We start from the raw sequence: 19,312 nt of genomic DNA, 5'->3' as shown, positions 1-19,312 counted from the left end.
CGTCGCTGCGGTGTGCTCAGGCGTGCTGCGGCAGAGCCGCGATGACACGGTCGGTGACGTCGTCGACGGCACCCATGCCGTCGACCTTGACGAGGAGGCCGGCGACCTCGTAGTGCTCCGCGAGGGGCGCGGTCTCCTTGCGGTAGATCGCCTGGCGCTCGCGGATGACGTCCTCGGTGTCGTCGGCGCGACCCTCGGTCTCGGCCCGCTTGAGCAGTCGCTCGACGATGGCGTCCTCGTCGACCTCGAGCTCGAGGACCGCATCGAGCGCGTGCCCGTGCCGCGACAGCATCTCGTCGAGCGCATCGACCTGGCCCGCCGTGCGCGGGTAGCCGTCGAGGAGGAAGCCGCGGGCGGCGTCGTCCCAGGTGAGCCGGTCCTCGACGATCTCGTTGGTGATGTCGTCGGAGACGTAGCCACCGGACGTGATGATCTCGTGGACCTTGACGCCGAGGGGGGTCTGGTCCTTGATGTTGGCGCGGAAGATGTCGCCGGTCGAGATGGCCGGGATGCCGAGGCGCTCGGCGATCCGGGCGGCCTGCGTGCCCTTACCGGCGCCGGGCGGGCCGAGGATGATCAGTCGCATGTCGGGACCCCCGGGAAGTCGGGAGCGCAGCGAGTGACTTTCTGGGGTGACATCAACGGAGGAACCCTTCGTAGTGACGCTGCTGCAGCTGCGCCTCGATCTGCTTCACCGTCTCCAGGCCCACACCGACGACGATGAGGATCGAGGTGCCACCGAACGGGAAGTTCTGGTTGGCGCCGACGAGGACGAGGGCCACGAGCGGGATGAGCGAGACGATGGCGAGGTAGATGGCACCCGGCACGGTGATTCGGGTCAGGACGTAGTTGAGGTACTCGGCCGTGGGTCGCCCGGCCCGGATACCCGGGATGAAGCCGCCGTACTTCTTCATGTTGTCCGCGACCTCGGTCGGGTTGAACGTGATGGACACGTAGAAGAACGTGAAGAAGAGGATGAGGGCGACGTAGATCGCCATGTAGAACGGGTGGTCACCCTTGACGAGGTTCTCCTGCACCCACGTGACCCAACCCGGGTTGTTGCCGTCGGCACGGGTGTTGAACTGCGCGATGAGGCCCGGCAGGGCGAGCAGGGAGCTGGCGAAGATGACCGGGATGACGCCGGCCATGTTGACCTTGAGCGGGATGTAGGTGGACGTGCCGCCGTACATCCGTCGTCCGACCATCCGCTTGGCGTACTGCACCGGGATGCGGCGCTGGGACTGCTCGACGAACACCACCGCGGCGATGACGAAGACGCCGAGGATGAGGATGCCGAGGAACGTGCCCCAGCCCTTGTTCTCCTTGATGGCCCAGAGCGAGGCAGGGAAGCCGGCGGCGATCGAGGTGAAGATCATCAGGGACATGCCGTTGCCGACACCCTTGTCGGTGATGAGCTCACCGAACCACATGATGAGGCCGGTGCCGGCCGTCATCGTCAGGACCATGATGAGGATCGTGACCATCGACTGGTCGGTCATGATCGTGTCGCAGGAGCCGCCGAAGAGGCTGGACGGGTTGCGCGCGAAGGTGACGAGGGTGGCCGACTGGAGGATCGCGAGACCGATCGTCAGGTAGCGGGTGTACTGCGTCAGCTTGCTCTGACCGGACTGGCCCTCCTCCTTGAGCGCCTCGAAGCGCGGGATGACGACCGTGAGCAGCTGGATGATGATGCTGGCCGTGATGTACGGCATGATCCCGAGCGCGAACACCGACAGCTGCAGCAGCGCGCCGCCGCTGAAGAGGTTGGCCAGGTTCAGGAACCCACTCTGGTCGCCGCTCCGGCCCTTGCTGGCCTGCAGGCAGTCCTGCACCAGGCTGTAGCTGATGCCCGGGGTCGGCACGTGCGATCCGAGCCGGAACAGCACGATGATGCCGAGCGTGAAGAGCAGCTTCTTGCGCAGGTCCGGGGTACGGAACGCGCGTGCGAAGGCGGCGAGCACTGGGTCCTCCTGGGGGTCCGCGCGATGGCGCGGCGTAAGTCATGCAATCCGTGGAAGGTTAACGCAAAGGCGCAGCGCCCCGGGCTCCCCACCGCGATGGCCGACGTCACGTCGGCTCGCGGGTCGGGCGCCCGGGGCGCTGCTCACACGAGATGTGTGGTGTTCACTCGAGCCTGGTCTCAGCCGGCGAGGGCCGTGACCGTGCCGCCGGCGGCCTCGATCTTCTCCTTGGCGGATGCCGAGAACTTGTGCGCCTCGACCTCGACCTTGACGGAGATCTCGCCCGTGCCGAGGACCTTCACCGGGAAGCCGTCACGGACGGCACCCTTGGCGACGAGGTCGGCGACGGACACCTGACCGCCCTCGGGGAAGAGCAGCTGCAGGCGGTCCAGGTTCACGACCTGGTACTCCGTGCGGAACGGGTTCTTGAATCCGCGGAGCTTCGGGAGGCGCATGTGCATCGGCATCGAGCCGCCCTCGAAACGCTCCGGGACCTGGTAACGGGCCTTCGTGCCCTTGGTACCACGACCGGCGGTCTTGCCCTTGGAGCCCTCACCACGACCGACGCGGGTCTTGGGGGTCTTGGCTCCGGGGGCCGGACGCAGGTGGTGGACCTTGAGGGCGGACTCGCCCGACTTCTTGGCGTTGTCGGCCATGGTCAGTCAACCTCCTCGACGGACACGAGGTGCGTGACCGTCTTGACCATCCCGCGGATCTCGGGACGGTCCTCCTTGACGACGACGTCGCCAATGCGCTTCAGACCGAGGCTGCGCAGCGTGTCACGCTGGTTCTGCTTGCCACCGATCTCGGAACGGGTCTGGGTCACCTTGAGACGAGCCATCACGCACCAGCCTTCGCAGCCTGGGCCTCGGCCATACCGGCGGCACGGGCCTTGAGCATGGCCGCCGGAGCGACCTCCTCGAGGGTCTTGCCACGACGGGCAGCGACCGACTCGGGGCGCTCGAGCTCGCGCAGGGCCTGAGCCGTGGCGTGCACGATGTTGATGGCGTTGTCGGAGCCCAGCGACTTGCTGAGGACGTCGTGGACGCCGGCGCACTCGAGCACCGCACGCACCGGGCCACCGGCGATGACACCGGTACCGGGGGCTGCGGGGCGGAGCATGACGACACCGGCGGCGGCCTCACCCTGGACGGGGTGCGGGATGGTGCCCTGGATGCGCGGGACCTTGAAGAAGTTCTTCTTGGCCTCCTCGACACCCTTGGCGATGGCCGCGGGAACTTCCTTGGCCTTGCCGTAGCCGACACCGACCGTGCCGTCACCGTCACCGACGACGACGAGGGCGGTGAAGCTGAAGCGACGACCACCCTTGACGACCTTGGCGACACGGTTGATGGTCACGACGCGCTCGACGTACTGGTTCTTGTCGTCACGGCTGTCGCGGTTGTCGCGGCCGCCGCGGTTGTCACGGCGGTCTCCGCGCTCGGTGCGCTCGCCGCCACCGGCGGGGCCGGTGCCTCGACGCTGCTGTCCGGGCATCAGATGTTCCTCATCTCAACAATTGCGTTCACGAAGTTGCTCACAGGGACAGACCGCCTTCGCGGGCGCCCTCGGCGATCGCCGCGACACGGCCGTGGTACTTGTTGCCACCACGGTCGAACACGACGGCCTCGATACCGGCGTCCTTGGCACGGGCGGCCACGAGCTCGCCGACCCTCTTGGCCTTGGCCGTCTTGTCACCGTCGAAGGAGCGCAGGTCGGCCTCCATCGTCGAGGCCGAGGCCACGGTCTTGCCGACGGTGTCGTCGACGACCTGGACGAAGAGGTGACGGCTCGAGCGCGACACGACGAGGCGGGGACGGGCCGCGGTGCCGGCGATCTTCTTGCGGCCGCGAACCTGGCGTCGGATGCGGGCGGCAGCCTTGGACTTACCGCGCTTGATGATCATTGCCATGGCTTACTTACCGGCCTTTCCAACCTTGCGACGGATCTGCTCGCCCGCGTAGCGAACGCCCTTGCCCTTGTACGGGTCGGGCTTGCGCAGCTTGCGGATGTTCGCCGCGACCTCACCGACGAGCTGCTTGTCGATGCCCTGCACCGAGAAGCGGGTCGGGTTCTCGACGGCGAAGCTGATGCCGGCGGGAGCCTGGATGAGGATCGGGTGCGAGTATCCGAGCGAGAACTCGAGGTCCGAGCCCTTCGCGGCGACACGGTAACCCGTGCCGTGGATCTCCATCTTCTTCTCGTAGCCCTCGGTGACACCGAGGACCATGTTGTTGATGAGCGACCGGGTCAGGCCGTGACGCGAGCGCGAGTCGCGCTCGTCGTTGGGGCGCTTGACCTCGAGGTTGCCCTCGCCCAGCTCGACCGTGATCGGCTGCACGACGGTCAGGGAGAGCTCACCCTTGGGGCCCTTGACGATGACGTCCTGGCCCTCGACCTTGACGTCCACACCCGAGGGGATGGAGACCGGAAGTCGTCCGATTCGCGACATGTCAGTGTCTCCTTACCAGACGTAGGCGAGGACTTCCCCACCCACGCCCTTCTCGTGTGCCTGGCGGTCGGTCAGCAGACCGTTCGACGTCGACAGGATCGCGACGCCGAGGCCACCGAGAACCTTGGGCAGGTTCGTCGACTTGGCGTAGACGCGCAGACCGGGCTTGCTCACGCGACGCACGCCGGCGATGGAGCGCTCGCGGTTCGGGCCGTACTTGAGGTCGATGGTCAGCGTCTGGCCGACCTCGGCCTCCTCGATCTTCCACGAGGCGATGTAGCCCTCGCTCTGGAGGATCTCGGCGATGTTCTTCTTCAGCTTCGAGTACGGCATGGAGACGACGTCGTGGTGCGCCGAGTTGGCGTTCCGGACGCGGGTCAGCATGTCCGCAATCGGGTCAGTCATGGTCATGTGGGCTCTCCGCCCTTCCTCACCGGGGTTTCGACCGGGGCTATCTGCCCGGCGACGGCTGGGCCGTCGTGTGGCCGACCTACGGTGTCAGAGGTGTGTTGGTCTTGGGGTTGCTCTGGGCTCGGGGAGCCGATTACCAGGAGCTCTTGGTCACGCCCGGCAGCTCGCCCGCGTGAGCCATCTCGCGAAGGCAGATGCGGCAGAGGCCGAACTTGCGGTACACCGAGTGCGGGCGACCGCACTTCTGGCAACGGGTGTACGCGCGGACCTTGAACTTCGGCTTCCGGTTCGCCTTGTTAACGAGCGCGGTCTTGGCCATGTCAGTTCTCCTTGAAGGGGAAGCCGAGCTGCTTGAGCAGCGCGCGACCCTCGTCATCGTTGGTCGCCGTGGTGACCACGGTGATGTCCATGCCTCGCACGCGGTCGATCCGGTCCTGGTCGATCTCGTGGAACATCGACTGCTCGGTCAGGCCGAACGTGTAGTTGCCGTTGCCGTCGAACTGCTTCGGCGAGAGGCCACGGAAGTCACGGATGCGCGGGAGGGCGATCGTCACGAGACGGTCGAGGAACTCCCACATGCGGTCACCGCGAAGCGTCGTGTGGGCGCCGATGGGCATGCCCTCACGCAGCTTGAACTGGGCGATCGACTTGCGGGCCTTCGTCACGACCGGCTTCTGACCGGTGATGGCGGTGAGGTCGCGGACGGCACCCTCGATGAGCTTGCTGTCCTTGGCCGCGTCGCCGACACCCATGTTGACGACGACCTTGACGACGCCGGGAACCTGCATGACGTTGGCGTAGCCGAACTGCTCGAGCATCGAGCTCTTGATCTCGTCCTGGTAGCGCTGCTGAAGGCGCGGCTTGGTGCTGGTGTCAGTCATTCTCAGAGGTCCTTGTCCGACTTGACCGCGACACGGACGCGGGACGCCTTCTGACGGCCATTGCGCTCGACGGTCTCGACACGCGTCTTGACGCGGGTCGGCTTCTTCGACTCGGGGTCGACGATCGCCACGTTGCTCACGTGGATCGCGGCCTCGGTGTGCGTCAGGCCACCGGTGCGCGTGCCACGGGCGGTCGCGCCGGCCTTGACGTGCTTGGTGACGCGGTTGATGCCCTCGACCAGCACACGCTGGGTCTCGGGGTAGACCGCGATGACCTTGCCCTGCTTGCCCCGGTCGCCGCCGTTCTTCTGGCTGCGGCCGGAGATGACCTGGACGAGGTCACCCTTCTTGATCTTCATCTTGGTGATGGTGGTCTTCGCCATGTTCACAGCACCTCCGGCGCGAGCGAGATGATCTTCATGAACTTCTTCTCGCGCAGCTCGCGGCCCACCGGGCCGAAGATGCGGGTACCACGAGGGTCACCGTCGGCCTTGAGGATCACCGCAGCGTTCTCGTCGAACTTGATGTAGGAACCGTCGGCGCGGCGACGCTCCTTGACGGTGCGGACGATGACGGCCTTGACGACGTCACCCTTCTTCACGTTGCCGCCAGGGATCGCGTCCTTGACGGTGGCGACGATGGTGTCGCCGATGCCGGCGTAGCGACGGCCCGAGCCGCCGAGAACACGGATGCACAAGATTTCCTTGGCACCGGTGTTGTCGGCGACGCGCAGCCGCGACTCCTGCTGAATCACTGTCTAACTCCTGTCGTCGTGCTGGTTCTCACCGGTTGCCCGGATGAGCCTTGCCGAACGGAAATGGGGGGTGGCTTACTTGGCCTTCTCGAGGATCTCGACAATGCGCCAGTGCTTCGTCGCGGAGAGCGGACGCGTCTCCATGATGAGCACGCGGTCGCCCACGCCGGCCTCGTTCTGCTCGTCGTGCGCCTTGACCTTGCTGGTGCGGCGGATGACCTTGCTGTAGAGCGCGTGCTTGACGCGGTCCTCGACCTCGACGACGACGGTCTTGTCCATCTTGTCGCTCACCACGTAGCCCTGACGGGTCTTGCGGTAGTTGCGCTCACTCGCCTGGTCGCTCACGACCTTCTCCTGCTCGCTCATGCGTCAGCCTCCTGCGCCTTGTCAGCCTTCTTGGCCTTCTTCTCGGCCTTGTCAGCCTTCTCGGGCTTGTCGGCCTTCTCAGCCTTCTTGTCGGCCTTGGCAGCCTTCTTGTCGACCTTCTCGGCCTTCTCCGGCGCCTTGGGGGCGGCGGGGGCCGAGCCGATGCCGAGCTCGCGCTCACGCATCTCGGTGTAGATGCGCGCGATGTCCTTCTTGACGGCGCGCAGTCGGCCGTGGTTGTCCAGCTGGCCGGTGGCCGACTGGAAACGCAGGTTGAACAGCTCTTCCTTGGCCTTCTTCAGCTCGTCCGCCAGCTTCGTGTCGTCCAGACCACGCAGCTGCTCGGGAGCCAGGTCCTTGGTTCCGACTGCCATCAGATGTCACCACCCTCACGCTGAACGAAGCGGCACTTCATGGGGAGCTTGTGCATCGCGAGGCGCATGGCCTCACGCGCCACCGGCTCCGCCACGCCCGAGATCTCGAACATGACGCGACCCGGCTTGACGTTGGCGATCCACCACTCCGGCGAACCCTTACCGGAACCCATGCGGGTCTCGGCGGGCTTCTTGGTGAGCGGACGGTCGGGGTAGATGTTGATCCACACCTTGCCGCCACGCTTCATGTAGCGGGTCATCGCGATACGAGCGGACTCGATCTGGCGGTTGGTCACGTAGGCCGGCTCGAGAGCCTGGATGCCGTAGTCACCGAAGGCGATCGTCGTGCCACCCTTGGCCGCACCGTGGCGGTTCGGGTGGTGCTGCTTGCGGTGCTTGACTCGACGGGGAATCAACATGGTCAGGCCTGCTCATTCTCGGTGCTGGCCGCGGCCGGGGCCTCGGCAGCAGCGGTCTCGTTCACTGCCGGAGCAGCGGCGGTCTCGTTGCGGTCACCACGACGGGCGCGGTTCGGACGGTCACCGCCGTCACGACGCGGACCACGCGACGGGCGCGGAGCGGCGGCCTGCTGGGCAGCGAGCTCCTTGGCCGTCATGTCGCCCTTGTAGATCCACACCTTGACGCCGATGCGGCCGAACGTGGTGCGGGCCTCGTAGAAGCCGTAGTCGATCTGCGCACGCAGGGTGTGCAGCGGGACGCGGCCCTCGCGGTAGAACTCGGTGCGGCTCATCTCGGCGCCGTTGAGGCGGCCGGAGACCTGCACGCGGATGCCCTTGGCGCCGGCGCGCTGGGCGGACTGCATGCCCTTGCGCATGGCACGACGGAACGCGACACGGGCCGAGAGCTGCTCGGCGATGCCCTGGGCGACCAGCTGCGACACGATCTCGGGGTTCTTGACCTCGAGGATGTTGAGCTGGACCTGCTTGCCCGTGAGCTTCTCGAGCTCGCCGCGGATGCGGTCGGCCTCGGCGCCGCGGCGACCGATGACGATGCCGGGGCGGGCGGTGTGGATGTCCACGCGGACGCGGTCACGGGTGCGCTCGATCTCGACCGATGCGATGCCGGCGCGCTCCATGCCCTTCTCCATCAGGCGACGGATCGAGACATCTTCCTTGACGTAGTCGCGGTAGCGCTGGCCCGACTTCGTCGAGTCTGCGAACCAGCGGCTCTTGTGGTCGGTGGTGATGCCCAGACGGAAGCCGTGCGGGTTGACCTTCTGACCCATCAGCGGGCTCCCTTCGTGTTCTCCGGCTGCGTGACGACCACGGTGATGTGGCTCGTGCGCTTGTTGATGCGACCGGCGCGGCCCTGGGCGCGCGGCCGGAATCGCTTCATCGTCGGGCCCTCGTCCACGAACGCGGCCGTGATGACGAGGTTGCGCTCGTCGAAGGCGACCGACTCGCGGTCAGCCTTGACCCGCGCGTTGGCGATGGCGCTCTCGAGCACCTTCTTGACCGGGTCGGAGGCCGACTGCGGGGCGAAGGTGAGCACCGTGACGGCGTCGGTGGCGGCCTTGCCGCGGATCAGGTCCACGACACGGCGAGCCTTCTGCGGGCTGACACGGACGTGCCGCGCCGAAGCCTTGGCTTCCATGACTTCTTCCTTGGATTCGGTGGCCATCAGCGACGACGACCCTTCTTGTCGTCCTTCACGTGACCCTTGAACGTGCGGGTCGGTGCGAACTCGCCGAGCTTGTGGCCGACCATCGACTCGGTGACGAACACCGGGACGTGCTTGCGGCCGTCGTGGACGGCGAAGGTGTGGCTCAGCATGTCCGGGCTGATGACCGAACGACGCGACCAGGTCTTGATGACGTTCTTGGTGCCCGCTTCGTTCTGGGCGTCCACCTTCTTCTGAAGGTGGTCGTCGATGAAGGGGCCCTTCTTCAGGCTACGAGGCATTCCAAAGGCTCCTTATCAGCGCTTCTTGCCAGTACGGCGGCGACGAACGATCAGCTTGTCGCTTTCCTTGTGTCCCTTGCGGGTCCGGCCCTCGGCCTGACCCCACGGGCTGACGGGGTGACGTCCACCGGACGTCTTGCCCTCACCACCACCGTGCGGGTGGTCGACCGGGTTCATGGCGACACCACGGACGGTCGGGCGCTTGCCCTTCCAGCGCATGCGGCCGGCCTTGCCCCAGTTGATGTTGCTCTGCTCGGCGTTACCCACCTCGCCGACGGTCGCGCGGCAGCGCGCGTCGACGTTGCGGATCTCACCGGACGGCATACGCAGCTGGGCGTAGGGACCGTCCTTGGCGACGAGCTGCACGCGAGCACCCGCGGAGCGGGCGATCTTCGCGCCACCACCGGGCTTGAGCTCGATCGCGTGGACGACCGTACCCACCGGGATGTTGCGCAGCGGAAGCGAGTTGCCCGGCTTGATGTCGGCCCCGGGGCCGTTCTCGATCGGGTCGCCCTGCTTCAGCTTGTTCGGAGCCAGGATGTAGCGCTTCTCGCCGTCGGAGTACTGGACGAGCGCGATGCGCGCGGTGCGGTTGGGGTCGTACTCGATGTGAGCGACCTTGGCCGGCACGCCGTCCTTGTCGTGGCGACGGAAGTCGATGACGCGGTAGGCACGCTTGTGGCCGCCACCGATGTGACGCGTGGTGATGCGGCCCGCGTTGTTGCGGCCACCCGTCTTCGACAGGGGGCGGACGAGCGACTTCTCGGGAGTGGAACGCGTGATCTCGACGAAGTCGGCGACCGACGAGCCACGACGGCCCGGCGTGGTCGGCTTGTACTTACGGATACCCATGTTCGTGTGTCCTTATTCTTCGTCGATCTCAGGCGCCCGCACCGAAGATGTCGATCGATCCCTCGCGGAGGGAGACGATCGCACGCTTGGTGTCCTTGCGCTTGCCGAGGCCGAAACGGGTGCGACGGGTCTTGCCCTGACGGTTCAGGGTGTGGACCTTGTCGACCTTGACGTTGAAGATCTGCTCGATGGCGATCTTGATCTCCGTCTTGTTCGCACGGGGGTCGACGATGAAGGTGTACTTGCCCTCGTCGAGCAGACCGTACGACTTCTCGGAGACGACCGGCGCGATCAGGATGTCGCGAGGGTCCTTGGCGTGGATGCTCACTTGGTGGCCTCCTTGTCGGCCTTGTCAGCCTTCACGGGACCGGCGACGAACGCGTCGAGGGCGGCCTGGGTGAAGACGATGTCGTCGGCGCACAGGACGTCGTACGTGTTGAGCTGGTCGGCGACCAGCACGTGGACGTTCTGCAGGTTGCGGACCGACTTGAACGCCACCTCGTCACCGCGCTCGAGCACGACGAGAAGGTTGGGGCGCTCGGTCAGACCGGCCAGCAGCGCAGCGGCGTCCTTCGCCGAGGGCAGGTCGCCCGAGACGATGGAGTCGACGACGTGGATGCGGTCGAAGCGGGCCCGGTCGGAGAGGGCACCGCGCAGGGCGGCGGCCTTCATCTTCTTGGGGGTGCGCTGGCTGTAGTCACGCGGCTGCGGGCCGTGGACGACGCCACCGCCGGCGAACTGCGGGGCGCGGGTCGAGCCCTGACGGGCGCGACCGGTGCCCTTCTGGCGGTAGGGCTTGCGCCCACCGCCGCGGACCTCGCCGCGGGTCTTCGTCGAGTGCGTGCCCTGACGAGCGGCCGCGAGCTGAGCGACCACGACCTGGTGGATCAGCGGGACGTTGGTCTGGACGTCGAAGATGTCAGCGGGAAGCGTGGGGGTCTTCGTGGCCATGTGGATCATGCACCCTTCGCAGCCGTGCGGATCAGGACGATGCCACCGCGGGGGCCGGGAACGGCGCCCTTGATGAGCAGGAGGCCCTTCTCGGCGTCAACGGCGTGGATCTGGAGGTTCTGGGTCGTCTGGCGAACGCCACCCATGCGACCAGCCATGCGCATGCCCTTGAAGACACGGCCCGGGGTCGAGCAGCCGCCGATGGAGCCCGGCTTGCGGTGGTTGCGGTGCGCACCGTGCGAGGAGCTGACGCCGTGGAAGCCGTGACGCTTCATGACACCGGCGAAGCCCTTGCCCTTGGTCGTGCCCGTCGCGTCGACGCGCTGGCCGGCCTCGAACGACTCGGCCGTGATCTCCTGGCCGAGCTCGTAGTCGGCGGCGTCGGCCGTGCGGAGCTCGACGAGGTGACGGCGCGGCGTGACGCCGGCCTTCTCGAAGTGGCCGCTCATCGGCTTGTTCACCTTGCGCGGGTCGATCGCACCGAAGGCGATCTGGACCGCGGAGTAGCCGTCGGTCTCGTCGGCACGCACCTGCGTCACGACGCAGGGGCCGGCCTTGACCACGGTCACGGGGACGAGCTTGTTGTCTGCGTCCCACACCTGGGTCATGCCGAGCTTCTCGCCGAGCACGCCCTTGACGTTCTTCTGAGCAACAGTCATCTCTACAACCGCCTCAGAGCTTGATCTCGATGTTGACGTCCGCCGGCAGGTCGAGACGCATCAGCGAGTCGACGGCCTTGGGCGTCGGGTCGATGATGTCGATGAGGCGCTTGTGCGTGCGCATCTCGAAGTGCTCACGGCTGTCCTTGTACTTGTGCGGCGACCGGATGACGACGAAGACGTTCTTCTCCGTCGGCAGCGGGACAGGTCCCACCACGGTCGCGCCGGCGCGCGTCACTGTGTCAACGATCTTCCGGGCCGAGTTGTCGATGACCTCGTGGTCGTACGACTTCAGCCGGATGCGGATCTTCTGTCCCGCCATCTGATGAACGTCTCTCTCTCGCTTCTGACTACCGGTTCCCTTGGCCATCCGACCCCCGAGGTCGGGCGTGTCGCGCCCGCTTCGCGGTGAAAGGTGCGCACCTGAGTGCCACTTTCGTGTGGATTGCCCGGCCGAACCGGGTAACTTGCGCTTCCCTCGGGCCTCCGAGAGGAGTCCGGGCGAGTCCCCGTCAGGAGGCTCTCAAGGGGCGGCGGCACCGACATGGGTCAGCGACGCGCGTCAAGCAACCTGAACAGTGTGCCAGAGCCCGCACTGCACTATCAAATCGAGCCGGACCGCCATCGCAGGGTCGTGCACGTGGCGCGTCGTCAGGCGCCGGGGCGGGCGCACGCGGCGGTGCCACCGGGCAGCTGGTGGCGGTGCGCGGCCACCCAGCGGTAGGCATGGGCGGCCACCCAGGAGACCCCCGGCGCCATGAGGAGGTGGCCGGCAGGTCGCCAGGCCGGGGCGCCGTGGGTCGCGGCGCTCGCCATCGCGCGGTGGCCCGACAGGACGCGGCCGTCGGCGGTGATGAACTGGGCCGCCTCGTCGCAGTCCTGCGCGGTGAGTCCCACGGCGGCGAGGTCCAGCGACTGCCAGGGACGCACGTCGTAGCGGTCGCGCCGGTCGACCCATCGCTGGATGAACTGCACAGTGCGCGTGCAGAACCCGCAGTCGGCGTCGTAGACGAGGGTCGGCCGGTCCGGCACGACGAGCGTGGTCTCCACGCCCTGATCATCGCACCCGGCACCAGCGGGTCCGCACGGAGCCATCTCGGCCGAGGACGTATGCCGTCCCCCGGGTGGCCACCGACCGGCCGGCGAGAGCGTGGTCCGACTCCCCGCCGCGCGCTCAGGCGGGGGCGAGGAACGCGCTCAGCGCTCCGGCATACATCGCCGGGTCCTCGGCGCCCATGAGCTCGCGCGTGCTGTGCATCGACAGGGCCGCCGCCCCGAAGTCGACGGTCGTCGCACCCGTCAGGGACGACGTCACCGGCCCGACCGTCGACCCGCACGGCAGGTCGCTGCGGGACACGAAGGTCTGCATGGGGACGCCGGCCTGCTCGCAGGCGAGGAGGAACGCCGCCGCACCGACCGAGTCGGTCGCGTAGCGGAGGTTGGTGTTGACCTTGAGCACGGGTCCGCCGTTGACGCGGATCTGGTGCATCGGCTCGTGGCGGTCGGCGTAGTTGGGGTGGGTGGCATGACCCATGTCACCGGACGCGATGACGGTGGCCGCGAGGGCCCGCCAGTAGTCGTCGCGGGTGCCGCCGCCCGCGGTGACGATGCGCTCGAGCACCGACGGCAGCAACGTCGAGGTCGCGCCGCGCTCGGACGTGCTGCCGATCTCCTCGTGGTCGAAGAGCACGAGGACCGGCACGTGGGCGGGCTCGGTGGCCACGGCGTCGAGCAGCGCGCGCACCCCGGCATACGACGTCGCGAGGTTGTCGAGGCGCGGGGCCGCGATGAGCTCACGCGCCCGACCGAGGCGGGTGGACGGCTGGACCGGATGGGTCATGACGTCCCACGACAGCACGTCCTCGCGGTCGACCCCGACCTGCTCGGCGAGGTATCCGACGAAGTCGCCGGGCTCGTCGCCGACACCCCAGAGCGGCTCCATGTGGGCCTGCTTGTTGAGGCTGAGCGCTTCGTTCTGGGTGCGGTCGAGGTGGATGGCGAGCTGTGCCACGCGCAGCAGCGCGTCCCGCCCGTGGAAGGTCCGCGACTCGACACCGTCGGCGCCGCGCACGGCGACCCGGCCGGCGAGCCCGAGGTCGCGGTCGAGCCACGAGCTGAGGATGAGGCCGCCGTAGGGCTCGATGCCGAGCATCTGCCAGCCGGCGCGCGCGTGGTCGGGGTTGGGCTTGATGCGCAGGTTGGGACTGTCGGTGTGCGCCCCGACGACGCGGAAGCCCGCGGCGGGACCGGACCCGGCCCCGTGCGCGCCCGTGGTGTCCCAGGCGATGAGCGAGCCGCCTCGCACGAGGTAGCGCCGGCCCGGCTCGGTGGGCCACGGCTCGGTCTCGACGACCTCGGTGAAGCCCTCCGCGACGAGCCGCGCCGCGGCCTGCTCGCAGGCGTGAAAGGGCGTCGGTGAGGCGTCGACGTAGTCGATGAGGCCCTGGGCTTCGGTGTCGGTGTCGAACGAGTGCGCCATGGCTCCCGACCCTATCCGCCGGTAGGCGGGCCGCTCGGGCCGGGCCGGATGGAGGCCGCGGGGGTCAGGCGCGGCGCAGGGTGCGCAGGATGCCGTCGGCGATGGCGTCGGCGTTGTCCCAGTCGGAGGCCGAGACGGTGATGAAGGTGACCTGTCCGTCCAGCTCGACGGCCAGGGACCGGCTCGCGACGATCATCGTCGCGAGGGGCACCCGCGACCTCGCCACGAGGGCCTCGCCGACCGCCGTCGTCGTGCGGTCGACGCGGTCGACCGAGGCGCCGGCCAGCTCCAGCTGGGAGCGCAGGTCGGCCGCACTCGGGAGCCGGGTGCCGGGTGTCGGGATGACGGACACGTTGTCGGCGAACCCGTGGCGCGGACGGCCCATGACCATGACGTCCATGGCCGTGCCGACCCGCAGCATGAACTCGTCCGCCGTCATCCCGGACTGCTCGGCGAGCGTCCGGAACGAGTCCGGCAGCACGGACGCGCCGGCACGCGTGGCCGTCGACGGGTCGATGGCCTGCCAGCCGTCGGGCACCTCGAAGGACAGGCCCGCCCGTCGCGCGGTCACGCGACCGCCGACGATGACCGGCCCGGCGGGGTCCGACGTGGCGGTGGCCGGGGTCGCGCCCGTGGCCGGAGCCGTGGCCGGATCTGACGGGGCCGCGGAGGACAGGGCCGCTGCGGACGGCACGGACGCCGAGGCCGCTCGCGGCGAGGTGAACGCCGAGCCGCCGTCCTTGGCGCACCCGGACACGCAGAGCGCCAGGACGACGCCGAGCACCGAGACCGACCGGCTCCCTCTCCCACGGCCGGATCCCCCGCCACCTGCCGGGCGGCCGGCGCGCCGCGCCGACACCCTCTCCCCTGTCGAGACCATGCGGCCAGTCATACGGCATCCGGGCACCGGCGGCAACGAACGTGGCCGCGGCCATGCCGCGGTGGCGAGTGGCGGAGGGCCCGCCTGCCCGAGCCCACGCTGCGTCGCCTCGTCGACGACCTGGCCCGAGACGGGGAGAGCTCCCCATTGGCCGAGCCGGCCCACCCTGCCTAGGGTTTGGGGAGCGGCCACCCGTCGGCCGCCACGGACGCCGACAGCTCGGGGAGGGCATCAGCCGTGGTCGTGTACAGGAAGGGCGCCGATCCAGACGCCCTCGATCGCAGCGCTGGCCAGCTCGACCGCTTTGCCGGTGAGTGCCGAGCGGCACGCAATGCCGTCGACCACGCGTTCGGCGCCCTCGGAACCGCTTGGGGCGGAAGGGACTTCGACGCCTTCCGTGGCGACTGGCGGTCGTCCGCCCCCAGCATCGACGCACTGGAGCGCGCCCTGCACGGCCTCGGCTCGAAGCTGCGCGAGAACGCCGCGAGACAGCGCGGAGCCAGCGGGAACGCCGGTGGGACAAGCGGATCCACCGGCGCCGCAGGCGGGGGCCCCTTCGCCGCCGGTGTCCCGATGTCGTTCGGCCCCACGCCGTCACCGTCGCCGGGACCGGCGCCCACTCCGACCTCTCCTCCGCCGCCTGCCACGACAGGTACGGGTGGTCCCGTCGACGGCTACGACTTCGGTGAGCCGACGAAGCCCGACATCGAGTGGGACGAGGGGTTCGAGTACGACTCCAAGGACTCGAACTGGCGCGACCACATCGCCAAGCTCGAGTGGATGGCGAAGCTCCAGGGTGGCCGCCTCGTCAAGTCGGACCTCGACGACGCGACGGCGATGTATGCGCACTACTGGGACAACAACGGCGAGCCGATCCGGTTCGACTACGAGGAGGGCTACCAGGAGGACCCGTCGATCGCCGCCAACGTCACCTCCGAGGTCGCCCGCACCGTCGCGGCCGTCGACGAGATGGTCCGCAACGGCAACTCGCACTTCAGCATGACCGGGGACGCCCACCCGGCGACCGCCTACCCGACGACCGAGAACTGGCAGAAGACGATCGGCGGCTACCAGCAGTGGAGCAGCGCCGACGTCACCGTCGAGAACGGCCAGGTCTCGATGCAGGTCATCGTGCACGCCGAGGACTACTACAACTTCAACCCCGACCAGTCCGACATCGCGAGCGGCGCCGGCGACAACGAGAACGGGCGCTTCACCGAGATCGGCTGGGCCAAGCCCTTCCCGTCGAGCGGCGACGTCACGCGTACGATCACGTGGCCGGTCGGCTCTCCGCCGCCGAGCATCGACGTGGGACCGGGGGATGTCGAGCGCACCCCCGGCCTGGGTCGGGAGGACCGAGCCGACGAACGAGGGAGCAGCCGATGAGCACCCGCCCCGCCCTGGCCGCGCTCGCGGCCGCCCTGGCCCTCACCGTGACCGCGGGGTGCAGCACCGACCCCTCCCCGACCGACCACCGCACGAGGAGCACCGTGAGCAGCGCGACCAAGACCGGCACCGGCGACGTGCGCACCGATCTCGAGCCGCTGACCAAGCGCTTCAGTGCGCTCGGAACGCCGGTCTCGGCGACGTGGATGTCGGGGACGCTCGGCGGCGACGCGCCGGGACCATCGACGTACTGGATCGACGCCGTCGTCACGGTCACCCCGGAGACCGCGACCGCCCTCCGCGCAGCCTCACCCGAGCCCACCACCGAGGCACCCGACGTCGAGGACGGTGTCCGCTCCGCCCTGCCGTCGGGTCAGCTGCTCCGTTCGACCTCGCTCGACGCGCTCTTCGCCCAGGGGTCCTTCCGCGCCAAGGCCTACCTCGCAGCCGACTCCGACACGGTCGTCCTCGTCGCCCTCGGCCAGTAGCCGCACCAGGATCGGCGGCCGTGCAACCCGCCGGCCGGCCCCCGCGAGGAGGACCATCGGGCCATGGACCCCTCCGACCGCCGGGCTGGCATCGCCGCGCTCTTCGACCAGCTCGCTCCCGGCTACGACCGCAGCGGCGTGCCGTGGTTCGGGCCCATCGGCGCCCGCCTCGTCGAGCTCACCGCGCCACGGCCCGGTGACCGTGCCCTCGACGTCGGCGCAGGTCGCGGAGCCGCGACCTTCCCGCTCGTCGACGCCGTCGGCCCCACCGGTCACGTCACCGCGGTCGACCTCTCCCCCGCCATGATCGACCAGCTGCGCACCGAGGCCGGTGCGCGCGCCGTCACCGCCCTCGCCGCGCGGACGGGGGAGGCCACTCCGGACACGCTGCCGCCCGACACCTTCGACGTCGTCACGGCGTCGCTCGTGCTCTTCTTCGACCCTCAGGCCGCCGAGACGCTCCGCGGCTGGGTCACCCTGCTGCGCCGAGGCGGTCGCCTCGGTCTGTCGACCTTCGGTCACACCGACCCTGCCTGGGCCGCCGCCGAGGCCGTGCTCATGGCGTATGCGCCACCCGACGTCCTCGACGCCCGCACCACCGGCCGCGCCGGCCCCTTCGCCACCACCGAGACCATGACCGCACTCCTCGAGTCCGCCGGGGCCACCGACGTCGACAGCCACGACGAGCCCCTCGAGGTCACCCTCCCCGACGCAGCCGCCTGGCGCGCCTGGACCATGACCCTGGGCCTTCGCCAGCTCTGGGCTTCCGTCCCCGACCCCGAGCTGCCCGCCGTCCTCACCCGCATCGAGGCAGCCCTCGAGCCCGACCGGGGCGACGACGGCCGGCTCCACCTCACCCAGCAGGTCCGCTACACCACCGCCACCAGACCTTGACCTGACCCGCGGCAGAAGGACGGCGAACTTCGGCCTTTCGACGGTTCGGAGGGGGCGGACTTCGGCCTGTCGACGGTTGAGGAGCGGGGCGCACGACGACCCGAGCGGCATCGGAGGCGGCCCACGGCATACGCAAGGGGTGCCGTCCCGAGAAGTGGGCCTCCGACGCTCCACGCCGCTCGGGTCGTCGGGCATCGCGCGACCGGCGCGACCGCGCGCCGCGCCCTCCGGACACACGGTAGGGCCCGCTCCGCCGAAGCGGAACGGGCCCTACCGGAACTGCTGGTGAAGCTGGTGCTGCGTCAGATCACTTGATGATCTTGGTGACGCGACCGGCGCCGACCGTGCGGCCACCCTCACGGATGGCGAACTTGAGGCCGTCCTCCATGGCGATCGGCTGGATGAGCTCGACCGTCATGTCGGTGTTGTCGCCGGGCATGACCATCTCGGTGCCCTCGGGCAGGTGCACGACACCCGTCACGTCCGTCGTACGGAAGTAGAACTGCGGACGGTAGTTGTCGTAGAACGGCGTGTGACGGCCGCCCTCGTCCTTCGAGAGGATGTAGACCTGAGCCTCGAAGTCCGTGTGCGGGGTGATCGAGCCCGGCTTGCAGATGACCTGCCCGCGCTCGACGTCCTCGCGCTTGGTGCCACGAAGGAGCAGACCGACGTTCTCACCGGCGCGACCCTCGTCGAGGAGCTTGCGGAACATCTCGACGCCCGTGACGGTCGTCTTGGCCGGCGGACCGGTGTGGATGCCGACGATCTCGATCTCCTCGTTGACCTTGAGGATGCCGCGCTCGATACGACCGGTGACGACGGTGCCACGACCGGTGATCGTGAAGACGTCCTCGACGGGCATGAGGAACGGCTTGTCGACGTCGCGCTCCGGCTCCGGGATGGAGTTGTCGACCGCGTCCATGAGGTCGAGGACCGACTGGCCCCACTTCTCGTCGCCCTCGAGCGCCTTGAGCGCCGAGACCTGCACGACCGGGAGGTCGTCGCCCGGGAACTCGTACTGCGACAGGAGCTCACGGACCTCCATCTCGACGAGCTCGAGGATCTCCTCGTCGTCGACCATGTCGGCCTTGTTGAGCGCCACGACGATGTAGGGGACGCCGACCTGGCGGGCCAGGAGGACGTGCTCCTTCGTCTGCGGCATGGGGCCGTCGGTGGCGGCGACCACGAGGATCGCGCCGTCCATCTGAGCCGCACCCGTGATCATGTTCTTCACGTAGTCAGCGTGGCCCGGGCAGTCGACGTGGGCGTAGTGACGACCCTCCGTCTGGTACTCGATGTGCGCGATCGAGATCGTGATACCGCGCTGGCGCTCCTCGGGAGCCTTGTCGATGTCCTCGAACGCGAACTGGGGGTTCAGGTCGGGGTACTTGTCGTGCAGAACCTTGGAAATCGCAGCCGTCAGCGTCGTCTTGCCGTGGTCAATGTGACCGATGGTGCCGATGTTGACGTGCGGCTTGGTCCGCTCGAACTTTGCCTTCGCCACTGTGGTCCTCCTCAGGACTATCTCGTGTTACGCCGTACGACCAGGGCAGGACGTGGCGCTGTTGGGGTGGTTTCCGATGGAAGAGACTACGGGATGTC

30 protein-coding genes are annotated in these 19,312 nt (G+C 68.5%); 3 read left to right on the top strand and 27 right to left on the bottom strand.

From position 1 onward, the window contains the following. Nucleotides 1–16: 16 nt before the first annotated feature. The 26 genes from NR112_RS13015 to NR112_RS12890 form a co-directional block, all read right to left on the bottom strand. The gene (locus NR112_RS13015; protein WP_256794726.1) at nt 17–586 is read right to left on the bottom strand and encodes an adenylate kinase; all 570 of its coding nucleotides are present in this window, start codon (nt 584–586) and stop codon (nt 17–19) included. Nucleotides 587–638: 52 nt separating this feature from the next. After that, nucleotides 639–1,961, bottom strand: a complete 1,323-nt coding sequence (gene secY, locus NR112_RS13010; RefSeq protein WP_256794725.1) for a preprotein translocase subunit SecY — start codon at nt 1,959–1,961, stop codon at nt 639–641. Nucleotides 1,962–2,140: 179 nt separating this feature from the next. Next, on the bottom strand, nt 2,141–2,617 hold the full coding sequence (gene rplO, locus NR112_RS13005) for a 50S ribosomal protein L15 (protein WP_256794724.1): 477 nt from the start codon (nt 2,615–2,617) through the stop codon (nt 2,141–2,143). Nucleotides 2,618–2,619: 2 nt separating this feature from the next. Further along, on the bottom strand, nt 2,620–2,802 hold the full coding sequence (gene rpmD, locus NR112_RS13000; protein ID WP_020143226.1) for a 50S ribosomal protein L30: 183 nt from the start codon (nt 2,800–2,802) through the stop codon (nt 2,620–2,622). Further along, nucleotides 2,802–3,458, bottom strand: coding sequence for a 30S ribosomal protein S5 (gene rpsE / locus NR112_RS12995; protein ID WP_020143227.1), 657 nt, complete (start codon nt 3,456–3,458; stop codon nt 2,802–2,804). The genes rpmD and rpsE overlap by 1 nt, the downstream gene beginning before the upstream one ends. Nucleotides 3,459–3,498: 40 nt before the next feature. Next, the gene (rplR, locus tag NR112_RS12990) at nt 3,499–3,873 is read right to left on the bottom strand and encodes a 50S ribosomal protein L18 (RefSeq protein ID WP_306217128.1); all 375 of its coding nucleotides are present in this window, start codon (nt 3,871–3,873) and stop codon (nt 3,499–3,501) included. Between the two features lie 3 nt (nt 3,874–3,876). Further along, nucleotides 3,877–4,413 carry a 50S ribosomal protein L6 gene (gene rplF / locus NR112_RS12985; protein WP_028785452.1) on the bottom strand — a complete coding sequence of 179 codons (537 nt, stop codon included), beginning with the start codon at nt 4,411–4,413 and terminating at the stop codon, nt 3,877–3,879. A gap of 12 nt (nt 4,414–4,425) precedes the next feature. Beyond that, entirely contained in the window at nt 4,426–4,824 is a 399-nt protein-coding gene (rpsH, locus tag NR112_RS12980; protein ID WP_020143230.1) for a 30S ribosomal protein S8, read from the bottom strand. Nucleotides 4,825–4,957: 133 nt separating this feature from the next. After that, nucleotides 4,958–5,143 carry a type Z 30S ribosomal protein S14 gene (locus tag NR112_RS12975; protein ID WP_020143231.1) on the bottom strand — a complete coding sequence of 62 codons (186 nt, stop codon included), beginning with the start codon at nt 5,141–5,143 and terminating at the stop codon, nt 4,958–4,960. A 1-nt stretch (nt 5,144) separates the two neighbouring features. Continuing rightward, entirely contained in the window at nt 5,145–5,705 is a 561-nt protein-coding gene (rplE, locus tag NR112_RS12970) for a 50S ribosomal protein L5 (RefSeq protein WP_056752812.1), read from the bottom strand. A gap of 2 nt (nt 5,706–5,707) precedes the next feature. Continuing rightward, a complete protein-coding gene (rplX, locus tag NR112_RS12965; RefSeq protein WP_034771676.1) occupies nt 5,708–6,088 on the bottom strand; it encodes a 50S ribosomal protein L24 in 381 nt (126 codons plus the stop codon). Between the two features lie 2 nt (nt 6,089–6,090). Next, a complete protein-coding gene (gene rplN, locus NR112_RS12960; RefSeq protein ID WP_020143234.1) occupies nt 6,091–6,459 on the bottom strand; it encodes a 50S ribosomal protein L14 in 369 nt (122 codons plus the stop codon). A gap of 75 nt (nt 6,460–6,534) precedes the next feature. Beyond that, the gene (gene rpsQ, locus NR112_RS12955; RefSeq protein WP_020143235.1) at nt 6,535–6,825 is read right to left on the bottom strand and encodes a 30S ribosomal protein S17; all 291 of its coding nucleotides are present in this window, start codon (nt 6,823–6,825) and stop codon (nt 6,535–6,537) included. Then, nucleotides 6,822–7,199, bottom strand: coding sequence for a 50S ribosomal protein L29 (rpmC, locus tag NR112_RS12950; RefSeq protein ID WP_256794723.1), 378 nt, complete (start codon nt 7,197–7,199; stop codon nt 6,822–6,824). The genes rpsQ and rpmC overlap by 4 nt, the downstream gene beginning before the upstream one ends. Then, nucleotides 7,199–7,618, bottom strand: a complete 420-nt coding sequence (gene rplP, locus NR112_RS12945) for a 50S ribosomal protein L16 (protein WP_020143237.1) — start codon at nt 7,616–7,618, stop codon at nt 7,199–7,201. The genes rpmC and rplP overlap by 1 nt, the downstream gene beginning before the upstream one ends. A 2-nt stretch (nt 7,619–7,620) precedes the next feature. Beyond that, nucleotides 7,621–8,445 carry a 30S ribosomal protein S3 gene (rpsC, locus tag NR112_RS12940; protein WP_020143238.1) on the bottom strand — a complete coding sequence of 275 codons (825 nt, stop codon included), beginning with the start codon at nt 8,443–8,445 and terminating at the stop codon, nt 7,621–7,623. Beyond that, nucleotides 8,445–8,813, bottom strand: a complete 369-nt coding sequence (gene rplV / locus NR112_RS12935; RefSeq protein ID WP_256794722.1) for a 50S ribosomal protein L22 — start codon at nt 8,811–8,813, stop codon at nt 8,445–8,447. Before rplV ends, rpsC begins: the two co-directional genes overlap by 1 nt. 26 nt (nt 8,814–8,839) lie before the next feature. Next, nucleotides 8,840–9,121: a 30S ribosomal protein S19 gene (rpsS, locus tag NR112_RS12930; RefSeq protein ID WP_020143240.1), complete on the bottom strand. Its 282-nt coding sequence runs from the start codon at nt 9,119–9,121 to the stop codon at nt 8,840–8,842. A gap of 15 nt (nt 9,122–9,136) precedes the next feature. Next, a complete protein-coding gene (gene rplB, locus NR112_RS12925; protein WP_256794721.1) occupies nt 9,137–9,973 on the bottom strand; it encodes a 50S ribosomal protein L2 in 837 nt (278 codons plus the stop codon). Nucleotides 9,974–10,001: 28 nt separating this feature from the next. Continuing rightward, complete coding sequence (rplW, locus tag NR112_RS12920; RefSeq protein ID WP_026864143.1) at nt 10,002–10,301, bottom strand: 50S ribosomal protein L23; 300 nt, start codon at nt 10,299–10,301, stop codon at nt 10,002–10,004. Further along, nucleotides 10,298–10,933, bottom strand: a complete 636-nt coding sequence (gene rplD / locus NR112_RS12915; protein WP_056752799.1) for a 50S ribosomal protein L4 — start codon at nt 10,931–10,933, stop codon at nt 10,298–10,300. The genes rplW and rplD overlap by 4 nt, the downstream gene beginning before the upstream one ends. After that, nucleotides 10,930–11,583 (bottom strand): 50S ribosomal protein L3, encoded by a 654-nt coding sequence (rplC, locus tag NR112_RS12910; RefSeq protein ID WP_028785453.1) that lies wholly within the window; start codon nt 11,581–11,583, stop codon nt 10,930–10,932. The genes rplD and rplC overlap by 4 nt, the downstream gene beginning before the upstream one ends. Nucleotides 11,584–11,596: 13 nt before the next feature. Next, a complete protein-coding gene (rpsJ, locus tag NR112_RS12905) occupies nt 11,597–11,905 on the bottom strand; it encodes a 30S ribosomal protein S10 (RefSeq protein WP_009775966.1) in 309 nt (102 codons plus the stop codon). Between the two features lie 329 nt (nt 11,906–12,234). After that, nucleotides 12,235–12,633: a DUF393 domain-containing protein gene (locus tag NR112_RS12900; RefSeq protein WP_256794720.1), complete on the bottom strand. Its 399-nt coding sequence runs from the start codon at nt 12,631–12,633 to the stop codon at nt 12,235–12,237. 124 nt (nt 12,634–12,757) lie between these two features. Next, a complete protein-coding gene (locus NR112_RS12895) occupies nt 12,758–14,062 on the bottom strand; it encodes a M18 family aminopeptidase (RefSeq protein ID WP_256794719.1) in 1,305 nt (434 codons plus the stop codon). A 64-nt stretch (nt 14,063–14,126) separates the two neighbouring features. After that, complete coding sequence (locus NR112_RS12890; RefSeq protein ID WP_256794718.1) at nt 14,127–14,942, bottom strand: hypothetical protein; 816 nt, start codon at nt 14,940–14,942, stop codon at nt 14,127–14,129. A gap of 237 nt (nt 14,943–15,179) precedes the next feature. On the opposite strand from NR112_RS12890, the gene NR112_RS12885 reads away from it, so the two are divergent. The 3 genes from NR112_RS12885 (at nt 15,180) to NR112_RS12875 (ending at nt 17,710) form a co-directional block, all read left to right on the top strand. Beyond that, on the top strand, nt 15,180–16,328 hold the full coding sequence (locus NR112_RS12885) for a WXG100 family type VII secretion target (RefSeq protein ID WP_256794717.1): 1,149 nt from the start codon (nt 15,180–15,182) through the stop codon (nt 16,326–16,328). Beyond that, nucleotides 16,325–16,816 carry a hypothetical protein gene (locus NR112_RS12880; protein ID WP_256794716.1) on the top strand — a complete coding sequence of 164 codons (492 nt, stop codon included), beginning with the start codon at nt 16,325–16,327 and terminating at the stop codon, nt 16,814–16,816. Before NR112_RS12885 ends, NR112_RS12880 begins: the two co-directional genes overlap by 4 nt. Nucleotides 16,817–16,879: 63 nt before the next feature. Next, nucleotides 16,880–17,710, top strand: a complete 831-nt coding sequence (locus tag NR112_RS12875) for a class I SAM-dependent methyltransferase (RefSeq protein ID WP_256794715.1) — start codon at nt 16,880–16,882, stop codon at nt 17,708–17,710. Between the two features lie 307 nt (nt 17,711–18,017). On the opposite strand, the gene tuf is transcribed toward NR112_RS12875, so the two are convergent. Further along, on the bottom strand, nt 18,018–19,214 hold the full coding sequence (gene tuf / locus NR112_RS12870; protein ID WP_020143252.1) for an elongation factor Tu: 1,197 nt from the start codon (nt 19,212–19,214) through the stop codon (nt 18,018–18,020). Nucleotides 19,215–19,312 lie beyond the last annotated feature (98 nt).

Source organism: Terrabacter sp. Ter38 (assembly GCF_024519435.1).
Lineage (GTDB): Bacteria > Actinomycetota > Actinomycetes > Actinomycetales > Dermatophilaceae > Terrabacter.
This window is presented reverse-complemented; position numbering and strand designations above follow the sequence as displayed.